Raw genomic sequence first — 16983 nt, 5'->3', positions numbered from 1 at the left:
ACGGCGGCACGGCGGCACGGCGGCACGGCGGCACGGCGGCACGGCCGGCGGCACGGCGGCACGGCCGGCGGCACGGCGGGCGGGATCATCCGTACTCGATCCGCCGTGCCCCGACCGGCTCCCCGCCCCTGGCCGCCGGACGGTCCGTTCGCTACGCGGCCGAAGCCGGTGCCTCGGCCGTGCTCGGCTTCTGCTCCTGGGGGTCGGTCTCGGCGGCGGCGACCCGCGCGGCGGGAATGAACACCGCGACCGCGGCGGCGACCAGCGCGGCACCGCCGCCGATCATCAGACCGGTGCGGAAGCCGTCCTCCGAGGGCAGGCTGAAGCCGCCGAGCGTGGTGGTCATCTGGGCGAGGACCACGCCGACGACCGCGGCGGCGGTGGAGGTGCCCAGCGCGCGCATCAGCGTGTTGAAGCTGTTGGCGGAGGCGGTCTCGGACAGCGGCACCGTGCTCATGATCAGCGCGGGCATGGCGCCGTAGGCGAGGCCGACGCCGGAGCTGACGACGAGGGCGACGATCAGCAGACCCCAGGTCGAGCCCATCAGCACGAGCGACAGGCCGTAGCCGGTGGCGATCACCAGGGAGCCGGTGACCAGCGTGAACTTGGGTCCGCGGGCGTTGGTGAGCTTTCCGCCGAGCGGGGAGAGCGCCATCATCATCAGCCCCGCCGGGGCCATCCACAGCGCCATGGCCAGCATCGACTGCCCCAGACCGTAGCCGGTGGCCTCAGGCAACCTGAGGAGCTGCGGAGTGATCAGCGACTGCGCGTACATGCCGAACCCGACGAGGACCGAGGCGACGTTGGTGAGCAGTACGCGCGGGTGGGCGGTGGTGCGCAGGTCGACCAGCGGCTCGCGGGTGCGCAGCTCCCAGAAGCCCCAGAACAGCAGCAGTACGGCGGCGGCGGTGAACAGGCCGAGTGTGGTCGCCGACCCCCAGCCCCAGTCCGCCCCCTTGGACACGGCGAGCAGCAGACACACCACGCCGCCGCCGAGGCCGAAGGCGCCGACGAAGTCGAAGCGCTGCCCCTTGGCGCCGGCCGGGGTCTCGGGGACGAGGAACCAGATCATGGTGGTGACCGCCACGGCCAGACCCGCGGAGCCCCAGAACAGCACCCGCCAGCTGGCGTACTGCGCGATCCCGGCCGCGATCGGCAGACCGAGACCGGCGCCGATGCCCAGGGAGGCGCTGACCAGGGCGATGGAGCCGCTGAGCTTCTCCGGTGCGATGACGTCACGCAGCAGGCTGATGCCGAGCGGCACCACACCCATGCCGATGCCCTGCAGTCCCCGGCCCACGACCATCGGCACGACGGTCGAGGACAGCGCGCAGACCACCGAGCCGGTGATCAGCGGCGCACAGCACACCAGGAGCATGCGCCGCTTGCCGTAGAGATCACCGAGGCGCCCGCCGATCGGACCGAAGACCGCACCCGTCAACAGCGTCGCGGTGATCACCCAGGAGGCGTTCGCCGCGCTGGTGTCGAGGATCGTGGGCAGTTCGGTGAGCAGCGGTGTCACCAGCGTCTGCATGATCGCGGCGACGATACCGGCGAGCGCCAGCGTCGCGATGACGCCACCCGAGCGGGCGGTGGGCGGTGGGTTGGCCGTCAAGGGATTCCTCCGTGCGGTGAACCGGCGTCAGGGCATACGTCATGCACCCGTCGTGCAGCATACATGCGCCATGCATGGCACACGTTTCGTGCATCATGCACACCATGGATGATGTCCGACTCGCCGGGGCCGGGCGAGGCCGGCGGGATGCAAAGATCACCCTGGCGGTATCCGCAACGAGGAGGTAGGCGACCGTGGAAGAGCCGACGCGCCGGGTCGAGTACGAGAACATGCTGCTCGGGCGTTACCAGCATCTGAGCAAGAGCAAGGGGCGCCGCAAGGACTCCACGCTGGAGCGCAGCGCGTACATCCTCCTCAGCCGCATCCGTATCGAGGGGCCGATGTCCATCGGTGAGCTGAGCGAAGCCTTCGGCCTCGACGCCTCCACCCTGCGCCGGCAGACCGCCGCCGCTCTGCGGGCCGGGCTGGTCGAGCACACCCTCGACCCGGAGGGTGGCGTGGCGCGCAAGTTCCGCATCACCGAGGAGGGCGAGCGGCGCCTGGACGAGGAGCGGGAGGGCAACGTCCGCACGCTCGCCATGGTGCTGGCGGGCTGGTCCGACGAGGACATCGCCGGGTTCGCCGACTACCTCGAACGCTTCAACACCAGCATCGAGCGGCTGGCCGGCAAGCCCTGGCCGCGCCCGTAGCCGGTGTGCGGGAGGCGGGTAGCCTCGGGGACATGCGGATCTCCGTCTCCTCGGACATGGACGAGCCCGTCGCCCGCTTCCTCCTCGCGGAGTTGCGCGCCCGGGGCCACGACGTGCTGACCCATGGCGCGCTGCGCGCCGGGGACGACCCCCAGTGGGCAGCCTGCTCGGAGGCGGCGGCGCGCGAGGTCGCCTCCGGTGTGTCGGACCAGGCCGTCGTGTGCTGCTGGACGGGCACCGGCGCATCGATCGCGGCGAACAAGGTGCCCGGCGTACGGGCGGCCCTGTGCACGGACGCGTACACGGCCGACGGCGCACGCCGCTGGAACGACGCCAACGTGCTGGCGATCGGTCTGCGGCTGACCTCCGAGCCGCTGCTCAAGGAGATCCTCGACGCCTGGTTCGCCGCCCAGGCCAGCCAGGACGCCGACGACCGGGAGAACGTGGCCCGCGTCGAGCGCCTCGACATCAGCCGGGGGTCCGGCCCGGCCGGATGAAGACGGGCCTGGCCCACCGGGGTGGTTCCGGCGGAGGTGCGGCCGGTCCCGGTGTCGTCGTCGGGACCGCCCGGGTCGGCGCCTGCCCCGGCGTGAAGCCGCGCGTCGTACTGGCGACTCTGAGCGCGGCCACGAAGGACAGGCAGGAGTCGTACCGGTCGTCCGGGGACTTCGCCAGCGCCGTCGCCAGGACCTGATCCACGTCCGGCGGCAGATCGGGGCGCGCGTCGGTCAGCGGCGGCGGCTCGTCGTACTGATGGGCCCACAACAGAGCCATGTCGTCGTCCCGTTGGAAGAGCGGCCGGCCGGCGAGCGTCTCGTGGACGACGCAGGCGAGGCTGTAGACGTCGCAGCGGCCGTCGACGGGCTTGCCCGAGATCTGTTCCGGCGCCACGTAGTCGAGCGTCCCCACGAACTGGCCGACGCTGGTGAAGCCCGTCAGGGACAGCGACTTCTTCGTCAGGCCGAAGTCGGTGAGGTAGACGTGCTCGGGGTGGTCGCTGTCGGTGCCCCTCGCGACCAGGATGTTGCCGGGTTTCACGTCGCGGTGCACCAGTCCGTGGTCGTGCGCGGCGTCGAGCGCGGAGGCGACCTGGGTGGCGATCCGGGTCGCGGTGGTGACCGGCAACGGACCCTGCCGGTCCAGGAGATGGCGTAGATCGAGTCCGGCGACGTACCGCATGGCGATGTAGAGGACGCCGTCCGTCTCCCCCGCCTCGAAGACCGGCACGATGTGCGGATGGTCGATCGCGGCGGCCACCCGTGACTCGTGTGTGAAGCGGCGCCGGAAGGTGTCGTTGCGTGCCAGTTCCGGGGCGAGCAGCTTCAGCGCGACCGTCCGGTCCAGGCGCAGATCCCGCGCCTGGTAGACCACGGCCATTCCGCCTCGGCCGATCTCCCGCTCGATACGGTAGCTCGCGATCCGCTGTCCGACCAGCTCGGAAGGGCGCCCCGCGAACGGTGGCGTCTCACCCATCGGGCGTCACCGGTGGGACCAGGCGCGTGGGTTCGTGATCGGCCGGCCCGTGATCGGCCCGTCGCCGGTCGGTCGGCCGGTGATCGGTCGGTTCGCGTTCGCGTTCGGGTTCGTCCACGACCCGGGTCGGCTCCGGAGCCGGAACCGGAGCCGGAGCCGGGGCGGGGGCCGGCGGGACCTGCGGGGCGGGCGGGACATGCGGGGCGGCCGGGGTCTCCTGCGGTTGCTCCGCCACAGCGAACGTGCTCAGCCGGGCCCCGTCGCAGTACACCCACCGTTCGTGCGCGGCGTCGAACAGCCACAGCGACTCGCCGTCGACGACGACGCCGATCCGCAGTCCCTTCGTCCGGTCGCGGAAGGTCTCCCCGTCGCGATGTCCGGCGGCCAGGGCCTCCGCCTCGGTGCGGTAGCGCGTCAGGGCCTCCTCGACGCGGGCCAGCAGGGGGCGCGGGTCGGCTGTGCGGGTGGCCGCGGTGCCGGCGGCGGGCGGGTCCTGGGGTACGGCGACGAGGAGGCGGCCGTCGACCCAGGCGGACCAGCCGTTGGCGCACAGGATCTGGCCCCAGTCGCCGCGCCGGTCGAGCAGTCGGACGGGCAGCAGCGGGTCGAGGGCCACGGTGGGACGGGACGGATCGGGGGCCTCCCAGGCGGGCAGTCCGCCTGGCGGGACGACGTGCGTGGGGAGGAATCCGGGGGTCGTCATCGCGGCTACTTCCGCATCACCGCGGGTTCGCGGCGGCGCAGCAGGCGGGCGACGAGACAGCCGCACAGCAGTGAGAGGACGACGAGCATCCCCATGTCCAGCAGCCACACGCCCGCCGAGTGTTCGAACAGCGGGTCCGCCTTGTCGGGGACGATCCGTTCGAGGTCGATCGTGCCTGCCATCGCGGCGAACGCCCACCGCGACGGCACCAGCCACGCCAGCTGTTCGAGGACGACCGTGCCCTGCACGTCCAGCAGCGCGCCGCAGAACACCACCTGGACGATCGCGAGGAGCACCAGCAGCGGCATGGTGACCTCCTCCTTGCGGACCAGCGCGGAGACGGCCAGGCCGAGCATCATCGCGGTGAACGCGAGCAGTGCCACGGCGACCGTGATCTCGACCAGGGGCGGCATCAACACCCCTTCGCCGCCGGGGGCGTTGAGGTCGACGCCGAGGAGGGCGACGAGGGTGAGGACGACCGCCTGGAGGACGGTGACGGTGCCGAGGACGACGACCTTCGACATCAGGTACGCGGATCTGGACAGGCCGACGGCGCGTTCGCGCTGGTAGATCACCCGTTCCTTGACCAGTTCGCGGACGGCGTTCGCGGCGCCGGTCAGCACACCGCCCACGCACAGGATGAGCAGCGCGTTCATGGCGGTCTCCCGGTCCAGCGTGCTCCCCGCGAGCGCTCTCGCCATCGCGCCCATCACGAACGGCAGCGCGATCATGATGGCGAGGAAGGTGCGGTCGGCGCTCAGCGCGGCCGCGTACCGGCGGACCAGTGTGCCCAGCTGGGCGCCCCAGCTCTGCGCCTTGGGCGGCGGCGCCACGGCGACCGGCTCCGCGTCGGGCAGGTAGGGCTGGTTCATGGACGCGGTGACGTAGTGACGGTGGAAGGGCGAGTCGCGGTACTCCCCCGCCCAGTCCCGTTCCCGGTCCCGTTCGAAGGCCTCGAACGCCTCCGGCCACTGCTCGAACCCGAAGAAGGCGAGGGCGTCGTCCGGCGGCCCGTAGTAGGCGACCTTGCCGCCGGGCGCGAGGACGAGGAGCCGGTCGCAGACGTCGAGGCTGAGGACGCTGTGGGTGACGACGATGACCGTACGGCCGTCGTCGGCGAGGCCGCGCAGCATGTGCATCACCGAGCGGTCCATGCCGGGGTCGAGACCGGAGGTCGGCTCGTCCAGGAAGAGCAGGGAGGGTTTCGTCAGCAGTTCCAGGGCGACGCTGACCCGTTTCCGCTGGCCGCCGGAGAGGCTGTGGATGGGCTGGTCGACGCGCTGTTCGAGGCCCAGTTCGCGGATCACCTCGTCGACCCGCGCCTGCCGTTCGGCCTTCGCGGTGTCCTGCGGGAAGCGGAGTTCGGCGGCGTAGGCGAGGGCTCTGCGGACGGTCAGCTGGGCGTGCAGGATGTCGTCCTGTGGGACCAGGCCGATGCGCTGGCGCAGTTCGGCGTAGTCGCGGTACAGGTCGCGGCCGTCGTAGAGGACCGTGCCGCTGTCGGCGGGGCGCTGCCCGGTCAGGGCGTTCAGGAGGGTGGACTTGCCGGCGCCGCTGGGGCCGACGACGGCGAGGAGACATTTCTCGCCGACCGGAAACGCGACCTTGTCCAGGAGCCTCTTTCGGCCGTGGTCGACGGCGACGGTCAGTTCCTGGACGTCGAGGGAGACCTCGCCGGTGTCGACGTACTCCTGGAGTTCGTCGCCGACCAGGCAGAACGCGGAGTGGCCGATGCCGACGATGTCACCCGGAGTGACCGGGGCCCGGTCGACGGGCGTGCCGTTGAGGAAGGTTCCGTTGTGGCTGCCCAGGTCGACGATCTCGTACGTGCCGTCCGGGAGCGCTCGTAGCTCGGCGTGCCGGCGGGAGATGACGAGGTCGTCGATGACCAGGTCGTTGTCGGCGGCGCGGCCGATGCGAACGGTCCGCTCGGGCAGCGGTCGGACGCTGGTGGGCTGCCGGAAGGTGCCGGTGGAGGCGGGACGGGAGATGACGGAGGGGCGCTCGAAGGCGAGGCCGGTGAGCACCGCCCGGGGGCCGTCGGGGAGGCTCCCGAAGTGGATGACGCTGCCGGGGCCCACGTCCCACTCATGGACGCGGTGGCCGTCGGTGTACGTGCCGTTGGTGCTGTTCTCGTCCTCGATCGTCCAGTGGTCGGCGTCGGCCCGGAGCACCGCGTGGTGCCACGAGACCCGGTCGTCGTCGAGTACCACGTCGCTGAGCGGGTCGCGTCCGACGTGGTACTCGTGGCTGGGGCTCATCACCGTGGAGCCCGACTCGGTTTCCAGCACGAGTTCGGGCGCAGTCGGTGCCATCGACCGCTCTGCCATGCCGAGAATTCTACCGATTAGCCCGACTATGCGCCTGGCGGTTCATGCGAGGGAGGGGGCAACGCCTGTCGCTGGTTTCCGGCGGCAGCCGTCTTTCGATGTGGCGTCCAGAGAAAGCCCGAACGTTAGGTTGGCCCCATGTACTCGACTCAGGTCTCCAGGCATGTGAATGCCTCACGTCCGGCCGTGTACCGGGCGCTTCTGGACGCGGACGCGATCGCGAAATGGCGGGTCCCGGCCGGCATGAGCGGCCATGTGCACGAGTTCGACGCCCGCGAAGGAGGGAGGTTCCGCGTCTCACTCACCTACGACGCGCCGACCGGCACCGGCAAGTCGGCGTCCCACACCGACACGTACCACGGCCACTTCGCGAAGCTGGTGCCGGACGAGGAGGTGGTCGAAGTGCTCGAGTTCGAAACCGAGGATCCCGCGTTGCGCGGCACGATGACGATGACCACCACGCTCGCCGACGCGGATGGCGGCACCGATGTCCTCATCGTGCACGAAGGCGTTCCCGACGCCGTACCGGCCGCCGACAACGAGACCGGTACGCGCATGGCCCTGGCGAACCTCGCCCGGCTCGTCGAGGCCGGCGAGCGCCCCTCGTAGCCGACAGGCCACGACCGCACCCCCTCGGAGTCAGGCGGCGGGAGCGGCGATTCTCTGGGCGATGCGCTGCATACGGACGGCGTCGACGGACTCCGCGAGCAGTTCGTACTCCGTGGTGTCGTCGTTGGTGGCGATCCGGACCAGGTTGCCGGCGGCCAACTCCTCCGCGACCAGCTCCTGTTGCTCGCCGTCGGCGGACCAGGCACGCAGCAGGGTCGGCACGTCCGGGACGGTGTCCGCGACCGGAACGACCGCGTTCGGGGGGAAGTTCGGGTTCTCGGGCCGCGGGTCGAGACGTTCGGCGATCCATAACGCGCGGTCGCGCATCCACCACAGCGCCAGCGCCAGCGTGGGGGCACGATAGGTACCGAGGGGCACGCCGACGCGCCGGCCGCCGCACATGCCGTACGCGGTGACATGGCACAGGAATTCGTCGTGCACGCTTCGCTCCCCCGATCGCACCGCCGAACCCGCCCGGCCCCACTCGCCGCGCGGACTTGCTCTCGCCTCGCAGATTTGCTGGTCGTGCACATCTGGCGACTCGAAAGTCACGCACAGTGACATCATGAACGCACACGGATGCGCGGTGGTTCATGACTCAATCGCCCTGTCAGTCGAGTATCGACACTCCTGACACTCTGTCACCATGCCAATTCAGCCAGTCTCCTGGCATATGCGGGACCGCGATTGGCTGAAACGATGCGAAGGGCCCTCCGACCGGGCCTTCCTCGGGATGACCTCCGAGGCGATCGACGCCCTCCGGCACGTCCGGGCATCGTGTGCGGCGCCGGATCACGAGGAGGTCGCAGACGGCTCCGGACCCGGTCCCCGTCCCATACGGATGTCCTCGACGGAGGGTTCAACGATCACGCCTCGCGATGAGTTCTTCCCCCGCCAAGGGCGGCTGGACCTACCTCGTGTGGCCCGAGTCCGTCGCGTTCTTCGGTACCCGCGGCCTGGTCAAGGTCCGCGGGACGATCGACGGGCACCCCTTCCGCAGCTCCTTCATGGCCCTGGGCGACGGCACCCACAAGCTGCCTGTGAAGGCCGATGTGCGCGAGGCGATCGGGAAGGGGGCGGGCGAGTCGGTGACCGTCCGGCTGGAGGAGCGCGTCGAGGGCTAGGTGCTCTGTGGGCCCGGGCCGTGGATGTCGGCCCGGGCCCTCGATGCCGGAGGCTAGGCCTTGCCCTCGATGATCGCGTCGATGTGGGACAGCTCGTCCGCCTCGAAGTCGAGGTTGCCGATGGCGCCGACGCTGTCCTCGATCTGGCGGGCGCTGCTCGCGCCGACGAGGGCGGAGGTGACCCGGCCGCCGCGCAGCGTCCAGGCGAGGGCGAGCTGGGCAAGGGTCTGGCCGCGGGACTTGGCGACCTCGTCCAGCGCGCGCAGCCTGCCCACCAGGTCCTCGGTGACGGCGTCGGAGTTCAGGAACGGGCTGTCGCTCGCCGCGCGGGAGCCCTCCGGGATGCCGTCCAGGTAACGGGAGGTCAGCAGTCCCTGCTCCAGCGGGGAGAAGACGATGGAGCCGACCTGGAGCTCGTCGAGGGCGTCGAGCAGTCCCTCGGTCTCAGGACGCCGGTCGAGCATCGAGTAGCGCGGCTGGTGGATGAGGAGCGGGGTGCCCAGCTCGCCCAGGATGCGGGCGGCCTCGCGGGTCTGCTCGGCGGAGTAGTTGGAGACGCCGACGTACAGCGCCTTGCCCTGCTGGACCGCCGAGTGCAGCGCGCCCATCGTCTCCTCCAGCGGAGTCTCCGGGTCGGGGCGGTGCGAGTAGAAGATGTCGACGTAGTCGAGGCCCATGCGCTTCAGGCTCTGGTCGAGCGAGGAGAGCACGTACTTGCGGGAGCCCCACTCGCCGTACGGGCCGGGCCACATCAGATAGCCCGCCTTGGTGGAGATGACCAGCTCGTCCCGGTACGGGGCGAAGTCGGCCTTCAGGGCCTCGCCTAGGGCGGACTCGGCGGAGCCGGGCGGCGGGCCGTAGTTGTTGGCCAGGTCGAAGTGGTTGACGCCCAGGTCGAAGGCGCGGCGCAGGATCTCGCGCTGCGTCTCGACGGACCGGTCGGGGCCGAAGTTGTGCCACAGGCCGAGCGAGAGCGCGGGCAGTTTCAGACCGCTGCGTCCGGTGCGCCGGTAGGGCATGTCCGCGTAGCGGTCGGGGTGTGCGGTGTACAACGCGACTCCAGAGAGGTTGGCACGGTGGGACCGGAGTCCCTGAGAACCGGTGTCCACTCTTTCGCGACCTGGGGGCATTGGTCCAACAGAAGAATCCGATGGGATTCAGCGCATACGCTTCTCAGTCATGGAACTCCGCCATCTCCAGCATTTCGTCGCGGTCGCCGAGGAGGAGCACTTCACCCGGGCCGCCGAACGGCTGCTGGTCTCCCAGTCGGGTCTGTCCGCCTCGGTCCGGGCCCTGGAGCGCGAGCTGCAGACCCCGCTGTTCGTGCGGACGACCCGCCGGGTGATGCTCACACCGGCCGGGCGGGCGCTGCTGACGGAGGCGGAGCGGATCCTGGCGCAGGTGCGGTCGGCCCGTGAGGCGGTGGCCGCCGTGCAGGGTGTGCTGCGTGGCATGCTCGCGCTCGGGTCCGAGCAGTGTGTCGCCGGGCTGCATGTGGCGGGGCTGCTCGCCGCGTTCCGGCGGCGGCATCCGGATGTGGAGATCTGTCTGCGGCAGGCGGGCTCGGGCGCGCTCGCGGAGGAGGTCGCGAGCGGGCGCCTCGACCTCGCCTTCGCCGTGCGGACGGCGCAGGAGGACACCGACCAGCTGCGAGTCGTACCGCTGTCGAGTGAACCGATGACCGTCCTGTGCCACCCGAGCCACCGCCTCGCGGCCGCCGGCGCCGCCGTGACCCCGGAGGAGCTGGGCGGCGAGGTCTTCGTCGACTTCCACCCGGACTGGGGCCCGCGCCGCACCACCGACGCGGTGTTCGCCGCCGCGGGCGTCCGCCGCGCCGTCGCCCTGGAGGTCAACGACGTGCACAGTCTCCTCGACCTCGTGGACGAGAACCTGGGCATCGCCGTGGTCCCGCGCCACTTCCGGCACAAGCGCGACTCCCTCACCGCCCTCGCCGTCAAGGGCACCGGCGAGACCGTGTACGAGACGGTCGCCCTGCTGCCGCCCCCACAGGCCACCAGCCCGGCGGCGCGGGCACTGATGGCCCTGGTGGAGGCGGAGGGCGCGTAAGGGACCTGGATGACAGAAGACGCGTACGGGGCCGGCATGCGCGATGGTGGACCGTATGCATGCCAAGGACATCCTCATCGACGCGTACAGCCGCATCCAGGAAGAGGTCCACGCCGCCGTCGAGGGTCTCGGCCCGGACGACCTCAACGCCCGCCCCGCCGCCGACGCCAACTCCGTCACCTGGCTGGTCTGGCACCTGACCCGGGTGCAGGACGACCATCTGGCCGACGCCTCCGGGCTCGACCAGGTCTGGCTGTCCCAGGGCTGGGAGAAACGCTTCGGCCTCGGCCTGCCGCGCCACGACACGGGCTTCGGGCACAGCTCGGCGAAGGTCGCCAAGGTACGGGTCGACTCCGGTGACCTGCTGACCGGGTACCACGACGCCGTGCACGAGCAGACCCTCGGGTACGTGCGCGGGCTGGCCGCCAAGGACTTCGAGCGGATCGTGGACGAGCGCTGGGATCCGCCGGTCAGCCTGGGCGTCCGGCTGGTCAGCGTCCTGGCCGACGCTCTTCAACACGTCGGCCAGGCCGCCTACGTACGAGGGCTGCTTCAGCGCGCGGACTCGTAGCCCGGCAGGACGACGTCCTGGATGAGGGCGTTGCGCTCGTCGAACGGGATGAAGGCGCTCTTGAGGGCATTGACGGTGACCGTGCGCAGGTCGTCGAGGGTCCAGTCGGCGTCCTCGACGAGCAGTGTCATCTCACGGGTCATGGTGGTGCCCGAGACCAGACGGTTGTCGGTGTTGAGGGTCACGCGGAAGCCGAGGTCCTTCAGGGCCGTGATGGGGTGCTCGGCGATGGAGGTGGCCGCTCCGGTCTGGAGGTTGGACGTGGGGCACATCTCCAGGGCGACACGGCGGTCGCGGACCCAGGAGGCGAGGCGGCCGAGCTTGCCGTCGACGATGTCCTCGGTGATGCGGACTCCGTGGCCGATGCGCTGGGCGCCGCAGACCTGGAGGGCCTGGTGGATGCTGGGCAGACCGTGGGCCTCACCGGCGTGGATGGTGAAGGGGACGCTCTCGCGGCGCAGGTGCTCGAAGGCCGCCAGGTGGTCGGCGGGCGGGAAGCCGTCCTCGGCGCCCGCGATGTCGAAGCCGACGACGCCCGCGTCCCGGAAGGCCACCGCCAGGTCGGCGGCCTCGCGGACACGGTCGAACATGCGCATCCCGCACAGCAGCGTGCCGACACGGACCGGCGTGCCCTGGGCCGCCGCCTTGGCCATACCGGCGGCCAGGCCCTCCTGCACGGTCTCGACGACCTCGGCCATCGCCAGCCCGCCGTTGACCATCAGCTCGGGGGCGTAGCGGACCTCGCCGTAGACGACGCCGTCCTCGGCCAGGTCGAGCACGTACTCCTCAGCGGTGCGCAGCAGGCCCTCGCGGGTCTGCATCACGGCGAGGGTGTGCTCGAAGGTGGCTATGTAGCGCACCAGGTCACCGGAGTTGGCTGCCTCGTAGTACCAGGCGGCGAGGGCCTCGGGGTCGGTCTCCGGGAGGGTGTGGCCGATCTCCGCCGCGAGCTCCACGAGGGTCGCGGGGCGCAGGCCGCCGTCGAAGTGGTCGTGCAGGACTGCCTTGGGGAGGCGGCGGATGGTGTCGGCGTCGATGCGGGGCGCGGTCATGGCGTTCGTTCCTCGGCAGATGGTGCGGTGGTGTGGGGTGGGATCGGATGGGAAGCGGGCGTCGGGCCGGCTCAGCCGGTGGCCGGCTGGAGGAGGTCCCAGCGGTTTCCGTACAGGTCCTCGAAGACGGCGACCGAGCCGTAGGGCTCGTGGCGCGGCTCCTCCAGGAAGCTGACGCCCGCGGCCAGCATCCGGGCGTGGTCGCGGGCGAAGTCGTCGGTGTGCAGGAAGAAGCCCACGCGTCCGCCGGCCTGGTCGCCGATCCGGGCGCGCTGCGCCTCGTTCTTGGCCCTGGCGAGCAGCAGTCCGCCGCCCTGGCCTTCGCTCCCCGGTTCGACGACGACCCACCGGCTGCCGTCGGGCCTCGGTTCGTCCTCGACGAGCCGGAAGCCGAGCGCCTCGGTGTAGAAGCGGATCGCCTCGTCGTAGTCGCCGACCACGAGGGTGACCAGGGCTATGCGTCTCATCGAAGCCTCTCGGGTGGGGCGCTAATCGCGCGGAGATGGTGCGGAGATCGTCCGAGGGTCGCTCGGGTTCCCGGGAGGTTATACGTAACACGCACCGGACGGCAAATGGCATTTTCCCCGCACGGCGCGGCTGAGCTTGTTCTTTTTCTTCCGGCTTCGAATGGTGTCTCGAACTGAGTCGCTCACCTGGGGGTTCGCCGGACGCGAGGGCGGCCTTCGTCTGATCCTGTGCTCCGACCAAGGTGCACGTGACCACGACGAAGGCCGTGAGGGTGAGTCTGCTGCCTGATGCTGTCCGGAGGGAAGCGTTCGCGGAAGCGTCACGCTTCCGGGGCGAGTTCTACGAGTGTCTGACCGCCCGGCGCGACGAGTTGTTCGAGCTGGCAGACGCGGTGCTGTGTGCGGACGGTGCTGTGAAGTCCCCGGTGGACTTGACGCTGTTGCCCGAGCATCGTCGTGGGCACGGAGCGATGTACGGCGGCCTGAACCACGGCCGGATCGACGTCGACCGGCTGCGGACGGTGCTGGCCGGCCTGCCGCTGCCGCGTTTCGATGGCGGGCGCCTGGTCCTGGCGGTCGACGTGTCGCCGTGGCTCCGCTCGGACGCCCCGTGCTCGGCAGAGCGCCTGTTCTGCCACGTCTACGGTCGCGCGAAGACTGCGTCGCAGTTCATCCCGGGCTGGCCCTACTCCTTCGTGGCCGTGCTGGAGCCGGGCGCCACGTCCTGGACCGCGATCCTGGACGCGGTCCGGCTCGGACCGACGGACGACGCGACGGCGATCACCGCCGCCCAGCTACGAGGTGTCGTCGAGCGGCTCATTGCCGCGGGCCAGTGGCAGGCCGGGAACCCGGCCATCGTGATCGTCAGCGACGCCGGCTACGACGTCACCCGCCTGGCCTGGGTCCTGCGCGATCTGCCGGTCGAGATGGTCGGCCGCGTCCGCTCCGACCGCGTGATGCGGCTGCCGAAGCCACCGAGGATGCACGGCGTCAACGGCCGGCCGCCCAAGCACGGTCCGGAGTTCCGCTTCACCAAGCCGGAGACCTGGCCCGAGCCCGCGATCACCACGGTCACTGACACCACCAACTACGGCAAGGCCGAGACCCAGGCATGGGACCGGGTCCACCCCCGACTCACTCACCGTTCCTCATGGCTTGACCATGATGGTGAACTTCCCCTGGTCGAGGGAACGTTGATGCGGTTGAAGGTCGAGCATCTGTCGAAGGACCGGGATGCCCCGCCGGTGTGGTTATGGTCCTCCAAGACCGGCGCCACACCGGACGACGTGGACCGCTTCTGGCAGGCATTTCTCCGCCGCTTCGACCTGGAGCACACCTTCCGCTTCGCGAAGCAGACCCTGGGCTGGACCACCCCGAAGCTCCGCACCCCCGAAGCCGCGGACCGCTGGACCTGGATCCTGATCGTCGCCCACACCCAGCTCCGGCTCACCCGGCCCCTCGCCGCGGACCTCCGCCGGCCCTGGGAGAAACCCACCGCCTCCGACCGGCTCACCCCGGCCCGGGTCCGCCGAGGGTTCAGGAACATCCGCGCTCACCTCGCCTGCCCGGCCCGTGTTCCCAAACCCCGAGGAGCCGGCCCCGGAAGGCCACCCGGTGCCAAGAACAAGCACCGGGCACCCCGCTACGACGTCGGCAAGACCGTCAAACGCCCCGAGACCCTCAAGGCCATCGGCAAGCCCGGAAGATCTTGGTAGATAAAAAACAAGCTGAGGCACCTACGGCACGCCGGAGGCCCCCTGCGTGGCAGGGGGCCTCAGTCCTCGGGAGGGCCGGAGCCCGGGATCACTCGGCCGGCGACGCCTTGCGGAGGGCGGCGATGCAGGTGTTGAGCGCCTGCTGGAGTTCCTCCAGGCGCTGGAGCATGTCGTCCTCGTAGATGGTGTCGAGGTCGACAGCGTCGTCGAGGGTCAGCTCCTCGAAGACCTTCGTCGCCTTCTGGAGGCTGCTGTAGAACTTCGTACGGCGTTCCTGGACCCGCAGCTCGGGGTCGGCCTCGACGGCCTGGACGACGAGCTCCTTGACGGTGTCGTACGCCTCCGTCGCCCACTCGCCGGTGTCCTCGTCGTCGTCCAGCTCGTCGATGAGGGACAGGTGTCGCTCGGCCTCGGCGCGCAGTTCGGCGGTGGCGTCGATGACCTGGCCGGCCGGGGTCTTGACCTGCCCGTTCTCGACGATCTGCCGGACGTAGCCGATCCGGCTGGCCGCCTGGGTCTCGCTCGCGACGGCCTTCTTCAGCTCGTCGGTGCGGGCGATGTCGCGGGCCAGTTCCGTCTGGAGGGAGGGGTCCTCCTTGAGGCGGTCGAGGAGCGCGGTGCGGGCCGCCTGCGCGGTGGACGGGTCGGCGAGGATCGCGGCGCGCAGCGCGGTGGGGTTCTCGGCGACCTCCAGCGCCTTGGTCGGGCGGATGCCCTCGGCCTCGGCGGCCGCGGTGATCGCGGTGCCTCGGTCGGAGGTCGCGCTGGAACGGGAGCTGTAGTAGGACAGCCACACGTCCGAGTCCGGAAGGTCGATCTCCTCGCCGGGGGTCAGCGCCTCGAAGTGCGGGACCATGCCGTCGTCGGCCGCCTTGTCCCACGCCTTGTAGTAGCGCATGACCCGCTCCGGCGAGCACCCGGCCAGCTCGGCGAAGTGCTTCGCCGACACCTTCGGCGTCTCGCCCGCCGTCTCCCCGCCGGGCCGCACGCTGCGCGCCACCTTCAACGCGAACGCCCAGCCGCCGGTGCGCGCGTACACTCCGAACTCCCGGGCGTCGCGGGCGACTTGCTCGTCCACGGCATCGGCGGGAACATCGTCGCCGGACTCCTGCGCGGGCGTCCCGTCCTCGGCGGCACCCGAGGGCGCCGCGTCGTCGGTCACGCTCGGCTCGACCCAGTAGCCGTCGTCCTGCTGCGGCACGGTCACGTGCGTTCCGTCGGCGGGCGGTACGGCCGATGCGGAGTGGGCGGTGGCTACGCTCACGGATGACTCTCCCGGGTGGTGACGAACGGCAGGGGCAGAACAGGCAGCCTATTTGACCTCCTCCCCCTCGTGAACGAGGGGGATTCCTACGGCTCGCGCCGCTGGGTTTTCTGCTTCATCGCCGACTGCCTGCCCGGAGAACTCCGTTGAGGTCTTACACCGGCTCCACAGACTGTCAGGGCCAGCCCGGCCCCCAGGAGGTTCTGCGCCGCGTTCACGTCCCGGTCGTGGGTCGTGCCGCAGTCGCACGTCCACGTGCGGACGCTGAGTGGCATCTTGTCTTGCAAGGCGCCACAGGCGGAGCACAGCTTTGAGGAGGGGAACCACCGGTCCACGGCGATCACCTCACGTCCGTACCAGGTGGCCTTGTACTCCAGCATGCTCCGGCATTCCGACCATGCCGCATCCGAGATGGCGCGGGCCAGACTCCGGTTCTTGACCATGTTGCGCACGGTCAGGTCCTCGATCACGAGCGTTTGGTTTTCGCGCACGAGCTTCGAGGTGAGTTTGTGGAGACCGTCTCGGCGACGGTCGGTGATGCGGGCGTGGATGCGGGCGACCTTGCGCCGGGCCTTGGCCCGGTTCGCGCCGTCCCCCTTGGCCTTGCGGGCGAGTTCCCGCTGGGCCTTCGCGAGCCGGGCGCGGTCGCGGCGCTCGTGCCGGGGGTTGGCGATCTTCTCTCCGGTGGACAGCGTCAGAAGGTGGTCCAGGCCGACGTCGATACCGACCGCCGTATGGGTGGCGGGCAGCAGCTTGACGCTGGGGTCCTCGCACAGCAGGGAGACAAACCAGCGTCCCGCCGCGTCCTGAGAGACGGTCACCGTCGACGGGCTCGCGCCCTCCGGCAGCGCACGCGACCACGTGATGTCGAGCGGCTCGCTCATCTTCGCGAGCGTGAGCTGTCCGTCCCGGAACCGGAAGCCGCTGGTGGTGTACTCGGCGGACTTCCGCGACTTCTTCCGCGACTTGAAGCGCGGGTACTTCGCCCGCTTGCCGAAGAAGTTGGTGAAGGCGACTTGCAGGTGCCGCAGCGTCTGCTGCAACGGCACCGACGACACGTCATTCAGGTAGGCCAGCTCTTCGGTCTTCTTCCAGGCCGTCAGCATCGCGGAGGTCTGGTTGTAGTTCACCCGCTCCTGCCGCGTCCACGCCTGGGTACGGGCCGCGAGCGCCATGTTGTAGACCTTGCGCACGCATCCGAACGTGCGCGACAGCTCCGCTGCCTGCGCATCGGTCGGATAGAAGCGGTACTTGAACGCCCGCTTCACGCGGTTCCCGGTCACGCTCACAAACTAGGGCGGCCGCAGGTAAAGATCAAATCTGCCGGTCAGAGCACTGCGATC

Annotated in this window: 17 protein-coding genes; 7 read left to right on the top strand and 10 right to left on the bottom strand. The window is 70.4% G+C overall.

What is annotated here, in order from left to right; all coding sequences use genetic code 11:
* Nucleotides 1-151: 151 nt before the first annotated feature.
* Nucleotides 152-1615: an MFS transporter gene (locus tag JIX55_RS46935; protein ID WP_257561788.1), complete on the bottom strand. Its 1464-nt coding sequence runs from the start codon at nucleotides 1613-1615 to the stop codon at nucleotides 152-154.
* Nucleotides 1616-1809: 194 nt separating this feature from the next.
* Between JIX55_RS46935 and JIX55_RS46930 the strand changes: the two genes are divergently transcribed.
* Both JIX55_RS46930 and JIX55_RS46925 read left to right on the top strand, forming a co-directional pair.
* Complete coding sequence (locus JIX55_RS46930) at nucleotides 1810-2265, top strand: MarR family winged helix-turn-helix transcriptional regulator (RefSeq protein WP_257561789.1); 456 nt, start codon at nucleotides 1810-1812, stop codon at nucleotides 2263-2265.
* A 32-nt stretch (nucleotides 2266-2297) separates the two neighbouring features.
* Nucleotides 2298-2762 carry an RpiB/LacA/LacB family sugar-phosphate isomerase gene (locus JIX55_RS46925; protein WP_257561790.1) on the top strand — a complete coding sequence of 155 codons (465 nt, stop codon included), beginning with the start codon at nucleotides 2298-2300 and terminating at the stop codon, nucleotides 2760-2762.
* Here JIX55_RS46925 and JIX55_RS46920 read toward each other — a convergent pair.
* The 3 genes from JIX55_RS46920 to JIX55_RS46910 are packed head-to-tail and all read right to left on the bottom strand — an operon-like array spanning nucleotide 2734 to nucleotide 6771.
* A complete protein-coding gene (locus tag JIX55_RS46920) occupies nucleotides 2734-3738 on the bottom strand; it encodes a serine/threonine-protein kinase (protein ID WP_257561791.1) in 1005 nt (334 codons plus the stop codon). The two genes, JIX55_RS46925 and JIX55_RS46920, sit on opposite strands and share 29 nt — an antisense overlap.
* A complete protein-coding gene (locus tag JIX55_RS46915) occupies nucleotides 3731-4441 on the bottom strand; it encodes a hypothetical protein (RefSeq protein WP_257561792.1) in 711 nt (236 codons plus the stop codon). Before JIX55_RS46915 ends, JIX55_RS46920 begins: the two co-directional genes overlap by 8 nt.
* A gap of 5 nt (nucleotides 4442-4446) precedes the next feature.
* Complete coding sequence (locus JIX55_RS46910; RefSeq protein WP_257561793.1) at nucleotides 4447-6771, bottom strand: FHA domain-containing protein; 2325 nt, start codon at nucleotides 6769-6771, stop codon at nucleotides 4447-4449.
* A gap of 138 nt (nucleotides 6772-6909) precedes the next feature.
* Here JIX55_RS46910 and JIX55_RS46905 point away from each other — a divergent pair, with 138 nt between their 5' ends.
* Nucleotides 6910-7380, top strand: coding sequence for an SRPBCC domain-containing protein (locus JIX55_RS46905; protein WP_257561794.1), 471 nt, complete (start codon nucleotides 6910-6912; stop codon nucleotides 7378-7380).
* Between the two features lie 30 nt (nucleotides 7381-7410).
* On the opposite strand, the gene JIX55_RS46900 is transcribed toward JIX55_RS46905, so the two are convergent.
* The gene (locus JIX55_RS46900) at nucleotides 7411-7821 is read right to left on the bottom strand and encodes a hypothetical protein (protein WP_257561795.1); all 411 of its coding nucleotides are present in this window, start codon (nucleotides 7819-7821) and stop codon (nucleotides 7411-7413) included.
* A gap of 437 nt (nucleotides 7822-8258) precedes the next feature.
* Between JIX55_RS46900 and JIX55_RS46895 the strand changes: the two genes are divergently transcribed.
* On the top strand, nucleotides 8259-8504 hold the full coding sequence (locus JIX55_RS46895; RefSeq protein WP_257561796.1) for a DUF1905 domain-containing protein: 246 nt from the start codon (nucleotides 8259-8261) through the stop codon (nucleotides 8502-8504).
* Between the two features lie 53 nt (nucleotides 8505-8557).
* On the opposite strand, the gene mgrA is transcribed toward JIX55_RS46895, so the two are convergent.
* Nucleotides 8558-9556, bottom strand: a complete 999-nt coding sequence (gene mgrA / locus JIX55_RS46890; protein ID WP_257561797.1) for an L-glyceraldehyde 3-phosphate reductase — start codon at nucleotides 9554-9556, stop codon at nucleotides 8558-8560.
* A gap of 127 nt (nucleotides 9557-9683) precedes the next feature.
* Here mgrA and JIX55_RS46885 point away from each other — a divergent pair, with 127 nt between their 5' ends.
* Together JIX55_RS46885 and JIX55_RS46880 are read left to right on the top strand one after the other, a co-directional pair.
* Nucleotides 9684-10571: a LysR family transcriptional regulator gene (locus JIX55_RS46885; RefSeq protein WP_257561798.1), complete on the top strand. Its 888-nt coding sequence runs from the start codon at nucleotides 9684-9686 to the stop codon at nucleotides 10569-10571.
* A 55-nt stretch (nucleotides 10572-10626) separates the two neighbouring features.
* A complete protein-coding gene (locus JIX55_RS46880; protein WP_257561799.1) occupies nucleotides 10627-11142 on the top strand; it encodes a mycothiol transferase in 516 nt (171 codons plus the stop codon).
* Here the strand turns inward: JIX55_RS46880 and JIX55_RS46875 are convergent.
* Nucleotides 11124-12194 carry an adenosine deaminase gene (locus tag JIX55_RS46875; protein ID WP_257561800.1) on the bottom strand — a complete coding sequence of 357 codons (1071 nt, stop codon included), beginning with the start codon at nucleotides 12192-12194 and terminating at the stop codon, nucleotides 11124-11126. The genes JIX55_RS46880 and JIX55_RS46875 overlap by 19 nt on opposite strands.
* A gap of 71 nt (nucleotides 12195-12265) precedes the next feature.
* Nucleotides 12266-12661 (bottom strand): VOC family protein, encoded by a 396-nt coding sequence (locus tag JIX55_RS46870; RefSeq protein ID WP_257561801.1) that lies wholly within the window; start codon nucleotides 12659-12661, stop codon nucleotides 12266-12268.
* Nucleotides 12662-12933: 272 nt separating this feature from the next.
* On the opposite strand from JIX55_RS46870, the gene JIX55_RS46865 reads away from it, so the two are divergent.
* On the top strand, nucleotides 12934-14376 hold the full coding sequence (locus JIX55_RS46865) for an NF041680 family putative transposase (protein ID WP_306820104.1): 1443 nt from the start codon (nucleotides 12934-12936) through the stop codon (nucleotides 14374-14376).
* A gap of 88 nt (nucleotides 14377-14464) precedes the next feature.
* Here the strand turns inward: JIX55_RS46865 and JIX55_RS46860 are convergent, their stop codons facing one another.
* Together JIX55_RS46860 and JIX55_RS46855 are read right to left on the bottom strand one after the other, a co-directional pair.
* A complete protein-coding gene (locus tag JIX55_RS46860; protein ID WP_257561802.1) occupies nucleotides 14465-15640 on the bottom strand; it encodes a hypothetical protein in 1176 nt (391 codons plus the stop codon).
* An 86-nt stretch (nucleotides 15641-15726) separates the two neighbouring features.
* On the bottom strand, nucleotides 15727-16929 hold the full coding sequence (locus JIX55_RS46855; protein WP_257561803.1) for an RNA-guided endonuclease InsQ/TnpB family protein: 1203 nt from the start codon (nucleotides 16927-16929) through the stop codon (nucleotides 15727-15729).
* Nucleotides 16930-16983 lie beyond the last annotated feature (54 nt).

The sequence above is a fragment of the Streptomyces sp. DSM 40750 genome (assembly GCF_024612035.1).
Classification (GTDB): Bacteria; Actinomycetota; Actinomycetes; order Streptomycetales; family Streptomycetaceae; genus Streptomyces.
The sequence above is the reverse complement of the archived record's forward strand: the minus strand, read 5'-3'. Positions and strand labels throughout refer to the sequence as shown.

What these genes read in the sequence shown, in the direction of transcription:
- JIX55_RS46915 (WP_257561792.1), bottom strand. Translation starts at nt 4,441, where the DNA reads ATGACGACCCCCGGATTCCTCCCCACGCACGTCGTCCCGCCAGGCGGA.
- JIX55_RS46905 (WP_257561794.1), top strand. Translation starts at nt 6,910, where the DNA reads ATGTACTCGACTCAGGTCTCCAGGCATGTGAATGCCTCACGTCCGGCC.
- JIX55_RS46885 (WP_257561798.1), top strand. Translation starts at nt 9,684, where the DNA reads ATGGAACTCCGCCATCTCCAGCATTTCGTCGCGGTCGCCGAGGAGGAG.
- JIX55_RS46910 (WP_257561793.1), bottom strand. Translation starts at nt 6,771, where the DNA reads ATGGCAGAGCGGTCGATGGCACCGACTGCGCCCGAACTCGTGCTGGAA.
- JIX55_RS46880 (WP_257561799.1), top strand. Translation starts at nt 10,627, where the DNA reads ATGCATGCCAAGGACATCCTCATCGACGCGTACAGCCGCATCCAGGAA.
- JIX55_RS46875 (WP_257561800.1), bottom strand. Translation starts at nt 12,194, where the DNA reads ATGACCGCGCCCCGCATCGACGCCGACACCATCCGCCGCCTCCCCAAG.
- JIX55_RS46895 (WP_257561796.1), top strand. Translation starts at nt 8,259, where the DNA reads ATGAGTTCTTCCCCCGCCAAGGGCGGCTGGACCTACCTCGTGTGGCCC.
- JIX55_RS46920 (WP_257561791.1), bottom strand. Translation starts at nt 3,738, where the DNA reads ATGGGTGAGACGCCACCGTTCGCGGGGCGCCCTTCCGAGCTGGTCGGA.
- JIX55_RS46870 (WP_257561801.1), bottom strand. Translation starts at nt 12,661, where the DNA reads ATGAGACGCATAGCCCTGGTCACCCTCGTGGTCGGCGACTACGACGAG.
- JIX55_RS46925 (WP_257561790.1), top strand. Translation starts at nt 2,298, where the DNA reads ATGCGGATCTCCGTCTCCTCGGACATGGACGAGCCCGTCGCCCGCTTC.